At 49.6% G+C, this 12,883-nt stretch carries 13 protein-coding genes; 4 read left to right on the forward strand and 9 right to left on the reverse strand.

Translation table 11 applies throughout. From position 1 onward, the window contains the following. Positions 1 to 59: 59 nt before the first annotated feature. The gene (gene epsC, locus AC2YIT_RS13680; RefSeq protein ID WP_487279529.1) at positions 60 to 893 is read left to right on the forward strand and encodes a serine O-acetyltransferase EpsC; all 834 of its coding nucleotides are present in this window, start codon (positions 60 to 62) and stop codon (positions 891 to 893) included. On the opposite strand, the gene AC2YIT_RS13685 is transcribed toward epsC, so the two are convergent. Both AC2YIT_RS13685 and ppk1 read right to left on the reverse strand, forming a co-directional pair. Further along, positions 886 to 1,479, reverse strand: coding sequence for a TetR/AcrR family transcriptional regulator (locus tag AC2YIT_RS13685; RefSeq protein ID WP_430845836.1), 594 nt, complete (start codon positions 1,477 to 1,479; stop codon positions 886 to 888). The two genes, epsC and AC2YIT_RS13685, sit on opposite strands and share 8 nt — an antisense overlap. A gap of 206 nt (positions 1,480 to 1,685) precedes the next feature. Then, positions 1,686 to 3,785 carry a polyphosphate kinase 1 gene (ppk1, locus tag AC2YIT_RS13690; RefSeq protein WP_487279530.1) on the reverse strand — a complete coding sequence of 700 codons (2,100 nt, stop codon included), beginning with the start codon at positions 3,783 to 3,785 and terminating at the stop codon, positions 1,686 to 1,688. Positions 3,786 to 3,927: 142 nt separating this feature from the next. Here ppk1 and AC2YIT_RS13695 point away from each other — a divergent pair, with 142 nt between their 5' ends. Beyond that, the gene (locus AC2YIT_RS13695) at positions 3,928 to 4,950 is read left to right on the forward strand and encodes an aldo/keto reductase (protein WP_487279531.1); all 1,023 of its coding nucleotides are present in this window, start codon (positions 3,928 to 3,930) and stop codon (positions 4,948 to 4,950) included. Positions 4,951 to 5,021: 71 nt separating this feature from the next. Here the strand turns inward: AC2YIT_RS13695 and pyrE are convergent, their stop codons facing one another. Together pyrE and AC2YIT_RS13705 are read right to left on the reverse strand one after the other, a co-directional pair. Continuing rightward, entirely contained in the window at positions 5,022 to 5,663 is a 642-nt protein-coding gene (pyrE, locus tag AC2YIT_RS13700) for an orotate phosphoribosyltransferase (protein WP_487279532.1), read from the reverse strand. Positions 5,664 to 5,665: 2 nt separating this feature from the next. Continuing rightward, positions 5,666 to 6,970 (reverse strand): hemolysin family protein, encoded by a 1,305-nt coding sequence (locus AC2YIT_RS13705; protein WP_487279533.1) that lies wholly within the window; start codon positions 6,968 to 6,970, stop codon positions 5,666 to 5,668. A gap of 101 nt (positions 6,971 to 7,071) precedes the next feature. Between AC2YIT_RS13705 and AC2YIT_RS13710 the strand changes: the two genes are divergently transcribed. Next, on the forward strand, positions 7,072 to 7,761 hold the full coding sequence (locus AC2YIT_RS13710; RefSeq protein WP_430845831.1) for an NUDIX hydrolase: 690 nt from the start codon (positions 7,072 to 7,074) through the stop codon (positions 7,759 to 7,761). Between the two features lie 19 nt (positions 7,762 to 7,780). On the opposite strand, the gene coaD is transcribed toward AC2YIT_RS13710, so the two are convergent. The 4 genes from coaD to AC2YIT_RS13730 form a co-directional block, all read right to left on the reverse strand. Continuing rightward, the gene (gene coaD / locus AC2YIT_RS13715) at positions 7,781 to 8,263 is read right to left on the reverse strand and encodes a pantetheine-phosphate adenylyltransferase (protein WP_430845830.1); all 483 of its coding nucleotides are present in this window, start codon (positions 8,261 to 8,263) and stop codon (positions 7,781 to 7,783) included. Positions 8,264 to 8,273: 10 nt separating this feature from the next. Further along, positions 8,274 to 9,179 carry a DUF3822 family protein gene (locus AC2YIT_RS13720; protein ID WP_430845829.1) on the reverse strand — a complete coding sequence of 302 codons (906 nt, stop codon included), beginning with the start codon at positions 9,177 to 9,179 and terminating at the stop codon, positions 8,274 to 8,276. Positions 9,180 to 9,215: 36 nt separating this feature from the next. Beyond that, positions 9,216 to 9,761, reverse strand: coding sequence for an NUDIX domain-containing protein (locus AC2YIT_RS13725; protein ID WP_487279534.1), 546 nt, complete (start codon positions 9,759 to 9,761; stop codon positions 9,216 to 9,218). A 75-nt stretch (positions 9,762 to 9,836) separates the two neighbouring features. Continuing rightward, positions 9,837 to 10,259 carry a CBS domain-containing protein gene (locus tag AC2YIT_RS13730; protein WP_409012754.1) on the reverse strand — a complete coding sequence of 141 codons (423 nt, stop codon included), beginning with the start codon at positions 10,257 to 10,259 and terminating at the stop codon, positions 9,837 to 9,839. A gap of 155 nt (positions 10,260 to 10,414) precedes the next feature. On the opposite strand from AC2YIT_RS13730, the gene AC2YIT_RS13735 reads away from it, so the two are divergent. Further along, positions 10,415 to 11,842: an ATP-dependent DNA helicase gene (locus tag AC2YIT_RS13735; RefSeq protein ID WP_487279535.1), complete on the forward strand. Its 1,428-nt coding sequence runs from the start codon at positions 10,415 to 10,417 to the stop codon at positions 11,840 to 11,842. Positions 11,843 to 11,848: 6 nt separating this feature from the next. Here AC2YIT_RS13735 and AC2YIT_RS13740 read toward each other — a convergent pair whose 3' ends face one another. Next, a complete protein-coding gene (locus AC2YIT_RS13740) occupies positions 11,849 to 12,802 on the reverse strand; it encodes an L-threonylcarbamoyladenylate synthase (RefSeq protein ID WP_430845826.1) in 954 nt (317 codons plus the stop codon). Positions 12,803 to 12,883 lie beyond the last annotated feature (81 nt).

Below are 12,883 nucleotides of genomic sequence, written 5' to 3' on the forward strand. Positions count from 1 at the left end.
TTGGATACTCAAAAGCAATGCCAGCAATGGTTTAACGGTATTGGTTAACCTCTATTTTAATGACAGCCACCCAGCAAGCACTTTTCTTTGAGCGCCTGTCCGCGCAGAACGAAAAATACCGGTACAAGCTGCCTTCAAGGCAGGACGCGGGGAAATTTATCCAGAACCTGATCAATTTCCTCTTCCCGATCAGCAAGGATTGCCCAAGCTGCCCGGCCAAGGACTTGGCCATGAAATATGCCGATTTGCGCCACGACCTGAGCTGCATGCTGCAACCGCTCCTGCCTCAGCTTGAACGTAACACAGAGGAAATACTGGACGAAGTGTTTACGCAAATCCCCGGTGTTTACGAGGCGCTCCTCACCGACGCCAAGTCTATTACCGACAACGACCCTGCTTCCGTCAGCATCGAAGAAGTGATTTCGGTGTACCCTGGGTTTATGGCCATTGCCACCTATCGCTTTGCGCATTCCTTTGCCAAGAGCGGCATTCCGCTGCTTCCGCGCATGCTCACAGAGTTTGCCCATAGTCAAACGGGGATCGACATTCACCCGAATGCGACCATCGGCCATTCATTCTTTATCGACCACGGCACGGGAGTGGTGATCGGTGAAACGACCCACATCGGCAATAATGTGAAGCTCTACCAGGGCGTTACGCTCGGCGCGACGCACGTTTCGAAGTCGCTCGCATCACACAAGCGTCATCCGACAATTGAAGATAATGTAGTGGTATATGCCAATGCGACAATTCTGGGAGGAGAAACCGTGATCGGCCATGACTCGATCATCGGCGGAAATGCCTGGCTAACGAAAAGCGTACCTCCATATTCACTGGTTTATCACCAAAGCAAAATAGAGATACGCCAACATTCTTCGCCTTCTGTTACATAATGCTCCGGATGAATCTCCGGATGCCTTCCATATACACAGGTTCGGCCTGCGGGAATGCGTAACGAGGCTGGGTGGTCATGGTAATGCTGATAAACCCGAAGGTAAGGCACCACCATTCATAATACGTTTTGGTAACAAGCTCCCCCGATTTCGGGCGAAGGCCTGCGATCATTTCCCAGACCGGGTTGTCCTTGATGCTCATCGCATGTGAATACGCTTTCTTCGAATCACAATAGGCCCCTTCGAGATTGAACATTACTTGAAAAACTTCCGGGTTTTCGACCGCAAAATGCCAGATCGTCTGTGCCACTTCCACCAGTTGTTTCTGGGGGTTACTGAAATGCCCTTTTATCTTCACAAACTCCGTCTGTAAGTAGTCGAATCCTTCCATACGGATGGCTTCCAGGAGCTTGTCTTTACTTTCAAAATACTCGTAGAGAATAGGCGGGCTGTATTCAATCACATCAGCAATTTTGCGAATCGAAACAGCCGTCCATCCATCCTCGCGGGCTATGTCCTTGGCTGTCTTCACGATGTCTGAGCGTACCTGTATTCTAAGCCGCTCTCTTCGCTCTACTATTCCCATGCTTAAAAATGTCTTTTAGGATTGATTCAGAATGATATGTTTTCAAATATAAGGATATACCCCTTACACTTCAAGACCATGCAACCGGTGACCATGAAAAAAGTCCTTCGAAATTTCTTTACCTTTTCTACAAACGCCGTCCATTAAATCTGACAGCCGATTCAGAAATTTAATGCTGATAAAATTTTTTTAAGCCGTTGGAAAGCTTATATTTCTGAACGCCGCGAGAGCCCGTTCCGCTCAATTTTCTCCACTAACCGGTAATTTGCCTCTTGTGCGCGCAGCTTCCCGCGGGCATCGTCGGTAATGCGTAAATTATTCTGATAGAGATCCAGTCGCACCGATTTCTGGTTGTCATTCACATAGTTTCTCAGCACGGTGCGCATCTGGTTTTTCAGTGTTTCGTCCAGTACGGGGAAGCAAATGTCTATCCGCCTGTGCAAGTTCCGGTGCGTCCAGTCACAGGATGTGAGGTAAATTTCGTCGTTCCCGCGGTTACCAAAATGAAATATCCGCGTGTTTTCGATGTATCGGTCGACGTGCCTGCTCACCACGATATTGTCACTGATAGAAGGCAGGCCTGAGATCAATCCGCAACTCTCGCTCACGATCACATGTACGGGCACACCTGCCTGACCAGCCTGATACAACTTGTCGATCAGAATATGGTCCTGCAACTGATTGATTTTAATGGTAATGAACGATTTAAGCCCAGCATTACAGTTGGCGATCTCCCGGTCCATCAAATCGAGCAGCCGCTTTTGGAGATTAAACTGCGTAACCTGCAATGTATTGAATGGCAAATACTTGTACTTCTTAGGCTCGTCCTGGGTGGACAAATACCCGAAAAGCAGTTCCAGCTCATTGGTCAGTTCACGATGCGAGGTGAGCAATGCATGATCGACGATCTCACGGCTTGTCAGCCGATAAAAACCACCGGTGCCTAGAAATGCATAACGCTCCCACCCCTTTTGGACCTTGCGCTTTACCAGCGCCATTTTCGCATGCACTTTCAGTCCCGGTACACTCAGGAGGATCTTCACCCCCGCATCGCGCATTTTTTTAGACCACTGCAGGTTTTCCTGAATATCCAGTTTGGTATTTAGCTCCACATACGTTGTGACGCGCTTCCCGTTTTTGGAAGCACTGATCAATGAGTTCAGAATAAATGAATTGGGACTGATCTTATACAACGAAACATGGATCTCGCGCACGTGCGGATCCACAGCTGCCTCGTTGAAGAACCGTACAATCGGTTCATAAGACTGGTAAGGTAAATGCAGCATTTGGTCGGCCCGTTGAATGGCCTCGAAAACCGACTTCGTTTCCTCGAACTCGGGGTTCTGAACCGGCCGCTGGTATGGATAGTCGAGCCGCCTGGACAATACAGGAAACCTGGCCAGATCCTGCATGAACAGGTAATCACCGCGTTCATGGAAGTCGTTCATCGGAATCGCCACCTTTCCTACCAAGTATTCACGCACATACAGCGGCATTCCAGATTCATAGAAATACTGCGATGGCTGCACAAAATTCCGCTTTTCAAGCTGTTTCAGAATGCGTTGCGCAACCTGCATCGGATATTCGTCCTCGATCGTCAACTCGGTTTCCCGTTCGACACGCAATGCATAGCTTTCCAGGATATTATAACCCGGAAAAAGCACCGGCAAGTTTTCGCGGATCACATCCTCCAAAAATGCCACGTGGCGCCTCCCTTCCCATTCGGGCAAATCCAGAAACCGGCCGTAAGGCTCCGTAGGCACATTCACCGACGCATACCAGTCTTCCTCGGCGTCTTCCCGGTGCTGCATCCGCACGATCAGGTACAGCTGCTTGGATTCAAACGCGGGTGTTTTGAGCGTACGGCGGCTGTCCAGGAATACGGGCTGTAAATAACGAAACAGCTTATCGAGAAAAAAACGTCTCACAAATGCGGCATGTTCGGACACAAATGCTTCGCGGTAATACAAATGCACGCCTTGTTCGAGCAACGCGGGCAGGATTCCGGATATCAGAACGTCGTTAAACTCGCGGAGCTGGTTTTCAACCGTCTCGTAAACATGTTCGAGGAGCGACTCCGGGAAGATGTTCAGTTTGGAACGGATATCGTTGCTGACTTCCCCCATCGCGAGCAGGTTCGGGATACGTACCCGGTAGAATTCCTTCGTTTGATAGGCATAGATACCCAAAAACCGCAACCGCTCCCTTACCGGTACCGTTTCGTCATTTGCTTCCAGCAGCAACCTGTAATTGTTCGAAAGCCAGCTGAGATTGGTATCAAAGTAAGGATAGGCAACGTCGATCATTGAGTGTGGTGTAAAAGATCCAAAATTTGGTACAATATAAATACATTTGGCGGGTAAGGGTATAACTTTGCAATACAAAAAGCAACGTTGTCAGATAAGTTTACGAAGCTATATCCTCATTTAAAATTATCATCAGATCACTATGCGTTATCAATTATTAGGCCGCTCGGGTTTACGGGTATCGGAAGTTTGCCTTGGAGCCATGACGTTCGGAAAAGACTGGGGCTGGGGAGCGGACAAGCATGAAAGCTTCAAGATTTTCGAGGCCTTTGCCAACGCAGGCGGCAATTTCATCGACACCGCGAACCGGTATACCGAGGGTACCTCGGAAAAATATGTAGGCGAATTCATCGAAAGCGACCGCGACCATTGGGTACTGGCTACCAAGTTCACTCTAAAAGACCGTAACGACGATCTGAATTTCGCTGGCAACCACCGCAAAAATATGATGCGTTCGGTAACATCGAGCCTCAAACGCCTCAATACCGAATACATTGATCTTCTGTGGGTACACATGTGGGACAATACCACGCCTGCCGAAGAAGTGATGCGCGGCCTTGACGACCTCGTCACCCGCGGATTGGTGCATTACATCGGTATTTCCGACACACCGGCCTGGATTGTCTCGCAAGCCAACACCATTGCCGATTTCCGTGGCTGGAATGCATTTGCAGCCATTCAGTTCGAATACTCTCTCCTGCAACGTACGCCCGAACGCGACCTGCTACCCATGGCAAAAGCCCTGGACCTTGCCGTAACCCCCTGGGGAGCGATCGGCGGCGGCGCATTGACGGGCAAGTACCTGAGAGGCGAAACCGGCCGGGTACCCGACCATAGTACCCGCAGAAGCGAGCACAGCAGTCTGATTGCACAAACAGTTGTGGACGTGGCCGCCGAACTTGGCGTAACCCCTGCCCAAGTGGCGATCAACTGGACGCGCCACCGCGATCAGGTCATGATTCCGATCATAGGCGCTTCCAAAGAGAGCCAGCTCGTAGATTCACTAGGCTGTTTAAACTTCCGCCTCCCGGAGGAAGCCCTGCAAAAACTTCATGAAGTAAGTAAAATTGAACTAGGCTTCCCGCACGAATTCCTGAAATCCGACGGAGTGAAGGAGGAGGCGTTTGGCGGACTGTACGAAAGCCTTGATAATCATCGAGGGTAGAGTGTGTACTTCGGCAATCGGCCGTCGGCTTTAAACTATTCGAAAGCCGATAGCCGATTGCCGAAGTTTACTTATTTCCCCCACTGCTCCGGCGCTACTCTCCATTTAGCGAGGCTTTCAAGTTGGGAAGCGTCGATGTACTTGTGCTCCAACGCAACCTCGATCAATGCATTGTAATTGCTGATGGTGTCGAGCTGGACGTTTTTCGCGGTGAAATTGTCGGCCGCTACCTGGAAACCATAGGTGAATATCGCCACCATTCCTGCTACTTCGATACCGGCTTCGCGGAGTGCGTCAACCGTTTTAAGAGAGCTTCCGCCGGTCGAAATCAGATCTTCGATGATCACTACCGACTGCCCTTTTTCCAATCTGCCCTCTATCTGATTACCCATTCCATGCTTTTTCGGCTCGGGGCGTACATACGCAAAGGGCAGTTCGAGCAGGTCAGCTACCAATGCACCCTGCGCAATCCCGCCGGTCGCAACGCCTACTACCGCCTGGGCATTTGGATATTTCGCACGGATCAGCTCAGCCAGCGCCTTTTTGATGAAGGTGCGGGTATCAGGGTATGACAATGCCACGCGGTTGTCACAATAAATCGGTGAAAACCAGCCTGAGCTCCATTGGAACGGCTTTTCGGGACTGAGTTTGATGGCCTGCGCTTCCAAAAGCAGCTCGGCGATTCGTTTGGTAATATCCAGATCGTTCGACATTATTAATCTTCGGATTCTTCCTGTTTGTTATGGTTGGTTACTAAAAGCTTATCTATGCGGCTGCGGTCCATATCGATGACCTCGAATTCGAAATGCCTCCAATTGAACTTCTCGCCGGTTTGAGGAATGTTTTCCAGGATGTGCAGCACAAAACCGCCGAGCGTATTAAAGCCTACCAGCTCCCGGCGCTCATTTTCCTGGATATTGATATTGAAATATTGAATAAAATCATCGAAAGGCAACTGCGCGTCGATCAGGTAGCTGCCATCCTCGCGTTTTACAATTTCGGAGGCCTCTTCGATGTCCTCGGAAATATCACCCACCAATGCATCCATAATATCATGCATGGTCACCACGCCGAGCGTACCTCCGTATTCGTCCACGATAATGCCGTAATACACGCGCTGCTCCTTGAATTTTTCGAGTGCCTGATAGGCGCGGTTGCTTTCCGGCAGATATACCGGATCGCGCATGATGGTATTCAAATGCTCCATTTGCACTTCGAGGTCGGTAGCTATCAGATCCTTAACATACACCAGCCCTACTACGTCGTCGACATTACCGCGGCAAACCGGGTAAATGGAGTGCCGGGCGTCGAGTATCTTCGCCTTATTTTCCTCTACAGTATCTTCCAGGTCGAGCCAGACGATTTCCTGCCGGTTGGTCATCAATGAGGTTACCTTGCGGTCGCCGAGCTGGAATACATTATGCACGATTTCCTGCTCGATTTCTTCGAAAACGCCTCCCGAAGTACCTTCCTGGATCAGGCTTTTGATTTCCTCCTCCGTTACTGCATTCTCACTTTGTTTGATATTCAAAACCCGGATGATTAAATCACTCGAAAAACCCAGCAAAGCAATAAAAGGAGCCGTTACTTTTGAAAGCAGGTTCATGGGCGTAGCCATTACCTTCGAAATAGCTTCCGGATTGGACATCCCGATGCGTTTGGGAACTAGTTCTCCCAGCACGAGCGACAGGTAAGTAATCACTACCAGCACCGTACCTACCGCGAGCGAATGCGCATAAGGCACCAGTGCGGGCACACGAGAAATGATTTGCTCAAAATCGGCAGTAATATTGTCCCCACTGTACATACCGGTCAGCAAACCGATGAGCGTAATACCGATTTGAACGGTGGAAAGAAATTTGGTAGGTGAATTCGCGAGGTTTAATGCGGCTTTCGCGCTCGAATCGCCATTCTTGGCGGCCGCTTCCAGGCGCGATTTCCGGGAGGATACCAGTGCTATCTCAGACATGGAAAAAAGGCCATTGAGCAGCACCAGCAGTAGAATTATAAGGAGTTCCAAGAACTGTTTAGTTGTTACAAATACAAATTTATCAATAATAATCTCTGCCTAAACTAAACTCTTTACTTAATTTTGCGATCCATTCACGTACCCATTCCAAAATGATCATTTTTTTCGACGACCGTCCAGTCAGAATTGTACGGACCAATCAGTTGTCTGCCGCCGAAACATCGCGTTTTGAACATATCGTAGATCTCAGGCTTGAAAAGTTGCAGAGAAGCATGCTGACAGGTCACGTCCTGTTCCTGAATTCCACTACTACCAGTGCCATTCAGGTGATTCAGATGCTCGAAAAAGAGTTTCCGAAAGACATGCTTTCGATCACGATGGCTACGCGTGAAAAATCGGAGGTTGAGGACAAAATCAAAGCACAGTATAAGGTGATCAAGGCCGCAGGCGGCGTGGTGGTGAAAGATGGCAAATGGCTCTTCATGTACCGCCGCAAAATGTGGGACCTGCCCAAAGGCAAGCTCGATAAAGGCGAAAATTCCAAAGTAGCGGCTACACGCGAAATCGAGGAAGAAACTGGCGTGAAGGCGCTGATCCGCGACAAAATTTGCACCACCTGGCATACCTACACGCTGAACAACAGCCGCATCCTGAAACGCACTAAATGGTACTTGCTCGATTGCCTAGACGATTCTCAAATGGCCCCGCAGGCCGAAGAGCAGATCGAAAAGCTGGATTGGTACGAGCCGTCTGAAGTAAAACCGTTGCTGATACAATCATACAGCTCGATCCGCTACGTGGTCGACAGCCTCAATAAGATCCACAATCTGAAAGAATCCTGAAAAGCGGTTTCCGAGTAGTTTAAGTATTCTGTTCGGCCTTGTTTAGTTCGGATAATGAATAGGGAAGAAAATTGTCCACGGCCTGTCCGTAACGGTGCAGGTCGCGGATAATACTGGAACTAATCGGCGCCAGACTGGGCGATGTGATCAGAAAAACCGTCTCGATCTCCTCATACAAATACCGGTTCACCTGTGAGATGCCGTTCTCATATTCAAAATCGGTCGTATTCCGCAGCCCCCTCAACAGAAACCTCGCCCCCAGTTCCCGGGCCGTATGGGCCGTCAGGTCGTCGTAGGTAATGACTTTCACATTCGGCTCGGAGGAGAATGTCTTTTCAATCATATCCTTCATCACTTCCAGCGGGAAATAACGCTTCTTGGTAGCATTGTTACCGATCCCGATCACCACCTGATCAAACAGCCGCAGGCCACGCAGGACAATATCCTCGTGACCCTTGGTAAAAGGATCGAACGAGCCCGGAAATAATGCGATACGAGTCATAGGAGGAATTTTAGGAGGAAATGAGATAAGTATTGAACAATCCGAAATACCGGTGACCGGGCACTTCGGCACATTGCGGGCTATATTTCAGCGTTGTCGGCCGGGTACCCATATGCAAGTTCGGGAAAAACCTTGAAAGCTCCTGATATGATTCCGATGTCGGCGTGATTTCTCCGTAGCAGAGCACTTTGATCTCCTCCGGCAGGATATTGAGCTGGCTCAATGTGAACAGGACAATATAAGCAAGCTCCTGAACCTGAGCATATTTAAAGCGGTTGCAAAGCAGCAGTTGCTGGCTTTCGCTTACCACCAGCGTGAAATGATCTTTTTCGAAATACAACGACATCATCCGCATTTCCTGGTGCTCCACATGGTTCACCAGAGACCCGATGGCCAATGCGCTCGTAAGGTGATAGAATGTGACCGTCGACGAGCTGAAATGGTTCACAACCCAGTCGTACCAAAGTTCCTGAATGCTGAAAACATTCTGCGCGTGCACCAGCGGCAAATCGTGCCAAAGCACTTTTTCGTGCTTCGAAACTGGGTTGCCCAGGGCAAAACTAAGATATTCGTAAGCCGATTCAGCCCGGAACAGCACATTGGGCACGAGCGTGAACGCATGAGAGTTCACTGTTACGCGAACATTATTCCAGTTGTTGGACGACCACGACAAGTGTCCGCTGAAAATCCGTTTTAGCCGTTCGAAAATTTCCGTAGGTGTGAGTGCATTCTCAAAGAAATAGTCTTCCAGCCAGATGCATTCCATATTCTCATCCCTGACGATGCAAAAGCGGATACGCCGCTCATCCAGCTCGATACAGAGCGTACAAAGCGGGATACTGGCCGCATCGAAGGAATTATCTCCTACCAACAGCGTCGGAATAACTTCTATTAACTGGTTTTCAGAATTTGCCACGTGGTCGGGTGGTATTGTTTAATGTTTATGCCGGCGTTAGTTTCCGGAAATATACTTGTTGAGTTCAAAAATTCCTGCCAGCGAGCTGGCGATATTCAGGACGCGGTGCCGCTGTTCCGGCTGAAACGCGGTGATTTCTTCCCAGCTCAGGAAACGAACATCACGGATAATCTGCCCGTCGGCTGCCAGTTCCGGATCAAAGCCCGACATCAGATTTCCCTCAAAGGATTTAATTTCAAAAAACAGCTCTACTGCGTGCAGCGGATCCGCAACATGCTCATTGACAAACAGCAACTCTCCAATCACCACATCCAGGCCCGTCTCCTCCCGGAATTCGCGGACCAATGCGTGCTCAGCCGTTTCGCCGAAGTAAACACCACCGCCGGGAGGCGACCAGAATATGCCGTCGGGCCCATAAAGTGCCTGGTTCACAAGCAAAATACGGCCCTCATGCACGCAGATCCCGCACACGCGCACACGCACGGAGCCCCCGTAAATAGTCCCTATGTCGGCATTTAGCGCTTGCAAAACCTGTTTTTTGAACGGGCAAAGATAACCATCCGGCCAGAATAGGCAAGACATAATTCTACCTCTCCGTTTCCGGCAGGTCGGCTACGGGTGGTCAAATGGTAATTCCGCCGGAAAACGAAAGAAGGATCAGGAGTACGGGCTTCCGGAAATGTAGCTTTCGAGCGTATTAATATGCTCTTTCTGCTCATGTATGATCGCGGAAACGATGTCGTTGATCGAAATGATGCCCACCAGCTGGCCGTCGCGGTTCACCGGCAAGTGCCGAATGTGCTTGTCGGACATGATCTGCATACATTCTTCGATTTTCTCGTCCGTCTCCACGGTAATCACCTTGCTGGTCATTACGTCGCGGATCAGCGTGTCCCTCGAACCGCGGCCCTGCAAAATCACTTTGCGTGCATAGTCGCGCTCGGAAAAAATGCCGATCAATTCATTATCTTCAAGTACCAAAACTGCCCCAATGTTCTTCTCGGCCATGAGTTCCAGAGCCTCAAACACTGTGTTGTCCTGCGTAACCGACCAAATCGCATTGACAGGCTTGTTGCCCATTACATGTTGTACCAGCATAGATGTTTAGGTTTGGGATTTTCAGATAAGGGAGTCTAATATATGGATTTGACCTAATAAAGTCCAATAAAATATGAGTATTATTTTGTTAAAAAATCGGTTTTTGATAATCGAAATCCTTGCGTTAGATTCGTTCCATGGACACCGACAAACTTTTGCCTTCCCAGTTACTGCGCAGACAATTCCCTTTCAGGCCCACCGAGGGGCAACTTCGTTTCTTCGAGAAGACCAATGATTTTCTGATTGAAGAAAAGGGGCTTGAACGTTACAGGGACTGTTTTTTGCTCAAAGGTTACGCGGGGACGGGTAAAACCACGATCATCAGTACGCTCATTAAGGTGTTGAAAAACTTCGGCTATAAGTCGGTACTCCTCGCTCCCACAGGCCGGGCAGCAAAGGTGATGTCAGGCTACTCCGGAAAGATCGCACTCACGATCCATAAGAAGATTTACAAGCAGACAGCCGATGCGTTTTCAGGCACATTGACCTTCCAGCGGCAGAAAAATTACCACGACAATACCCTGTTCATCGTCGATGAAGCGTCCATGATCACCGACGATGCCGATTTCGGGAGCCGCAGCCTGCTGGCCGACCTGGTTGAATTTGTATTCGAAAACCCGGGCAACAAACTGATGCTCGTCGGCGATACCGCCCAGCTGCCGCCGGTCGGAAAGGAACTAAGCCCCGCATTGGACGGCGATTATCTGGAAAGGACATTCTATATGTCTGTTTTTCAGGAGGAATTAAAGGAGGTCATGCGCCAGGACGAGCAGTCCGGCATTCTTTTCAACGCCACCCAGCTGCGCAACCAACTAGGCTCCGAGGCGGCTGATATTCATATTACCACCCGCTCCTATCGCGATGTTTTCAAAATGACGGGCGAAAAACTGGAAGAAGGCCTCCGATATGCGTACGATAAATATGGTACTGAGAACTCGATTATTCTGACGCGTTCCAACAAGGCGGCCGTTCAGTACAATGAATACATCCGGCGGGTTATTAATTTTTCGGAAGACGAGCTCGATGCCGGTGACCGGTTGATGGTCGTTAGAAACAATTACAATATCCTTGATGAAGACTCCCCCGCCGGCTTCATCGCCAACGGTGACTTCGTGGAGCTGCTGAAAATCCGCAAAACCCAGGAAATGCACGGCTTCCGCTTCGCAGACGTGACATTAAGGCTGACTGACTACGAAAAACAGCCTGAATTCGACGCGAAGATTTTCCTCGACACGCTGCATTCACCCTCGGCATCGATGTCCACGGAAGACAATAAGAAACTCTACGAGAGCGTCCAGCAGGATTATTTTTATATCAAATCTAAAAAAGACCGCGTCGAAGCGTTACGAAAAGACCCGTATCTGAATGCATTACAGGTGAAGTTCGCCTACGCGCTCACGTGTCATAAGGCGCAGGGAGGACAGTGGAGCGCGGTGTTTATCGATCAGGGATATTTACCCGAAGAGCAAATTAATACCGAGTTTGTCAGGTGGCTTTACACGGCTATTACCCGTGCCACTGACGAGGTCTTCCTGATGAATTTCCACCAGCAATTTTTCAAATAGCCATTGTCAGGCAGGCACTGAAGCACGCTGCAATCGGTCATTGATAGCTAGTCCCAACCCGCTGGAAGGCACCAGCTCCGCTTTAATTTCCGAAACAGCCAATGCATCCAGCTCCCGCAGGTATGCGAAAAGATTATGCGCAGCTTCTTTCAAATCACGGTTTGGGCTGAGCAAACGCTGGTATTTCCGGTCGGCTCCTTCCAGGTACCGGTCGAACATCAAATAGCCGGTTTCCGCACCGCCGGGTACGATTTCATCCCTTCTGTACAAATGCAGCGGTTTTCGGGGGGCATAATGGCTTTTGAGCATTCCCGGCGCCTTGGGATCGGAGGTGGAATGCGGCATCAGCACCACCGGCCCAACCAACGATTCTATTTCATTGATATCCAAACCTCCGAGGCGGTACACAATGGTTTCATCATTTTCAAAACCTAAAATCGTCGACTCGATACCCACCTCGCATTCACCACCGTCGAGAATATAAGGAATGCGGTCGCCGAGCTGCTGCGCTACATGCTCAGGCTTGGTAGGGCTAATGTAGCCGAACGGATTCGCGCTTGGCGCTGCAAGCGGGAAGTTGAGTTGGCTAAGCAGTTCGAGCGTAAGCGGGTGATTGGGAATCCGCACCGCCACTGTATCGAGCCCCGATGTCACCAGGTCGGGCACAATGTCTTTTTTAGGCAACAACAAAGTCAGTGGTCCTGGCCAGAATCGGCTGGCCAGCACCCGGGCCTTTTCGGGGATGTCCGACACGTAGATAGCCGCTTTCTCGATGGAATCAGTATGGATAATGAGCGGGTCGAATGCGGGCCGGTTCTTTGCTTCGAAAATAGAAAGTACCGCTTTTTCGTTCAATGCATTGCCCGCCAGCCCGTAAACGGTTTCGGTAGGAATGGCTACTAATTCGCCTTTTATCAGAAATTCTTTTGCGACGTGGAGATCGCTGCCTGTAACTGCCAAAATATAATTCTGTTTTTAAAATACAAAAATACGGCGGCGCGGAAGAAATCCGAATATCCGCATTTAGATTGTTTTTAAATA

This window comes from Dyadobacter sp. SRI_021, assembly GCF_057586235.1.

Coding starts and splice junctions, on each gene's coding strand:
- pyrE (WP_487279532.1), bottom strand. CDS start 5,663: ATGTCGAACGATCTGGATATTACCAAACGAATCGCCGAGCTGCTTTTG.
- AC2YIT_RS13735 (WP_487279535.1), top strand. CDS start 10,415: ATGGACACCGACAAACTTTTGCCTTCCCAGTTACTGCGCAGACAATTC.
- AC2YIT_RS13725 (WP_487279534.1), bottom strand. CDS start 9,761: ATGTCTTGCCTATTCTGGCCGGATGGTTATCTTTGCCCGTTCAAAAAA.
- AC2YIT_RS13730 (WP_409012754.1), bottom strand. CDS start 10,259: ATGGGCAACAAGCCTGTCAATGCGATTTGGTCGGTTACGCAGGACAAC.
- AC2YIT_RS13685 (WP_430845836.1), bottom strand. CDS start 1,479: ATGGGAATAGTAGAGCGAAGAGAGCGGCTTAGAATACAGGTACGCTCA.
- coaD (WP_430845830.1), bottom strand. CDS start 8,263: ATGACTCGTATCGCATTATTTCCGGGCTCGTTCGATCCTTTTACCAAG.
- ppk1 (WP_487279530.1), bottom strand. CDS start 3,785: ATGATCGACGTTGCCTATCCTTACTTTGATACCAATCTCAGCTGGCTT.
- epsC (WP_487279529.1), top strand. CDS start 60: ATGACAGCCACCCAGCAAGCACTTTTCTTTGAGCGCCTGTCCGCGCAG.
- AC2YIT_RS13695 (WP_487279531.1), top strand. CDS start 3,928: ATGCGTTATCAATTATTAGGCCGCTCGGGTTTACGGGTATCGGAAGTT.
- AC2YIT_RS13710 (WP_430845831.1), top strand. CDS start 7,072: ATGATCATTTTTTTCGACGACCGTCCAGTCAGAATTGTACGGACCAAT.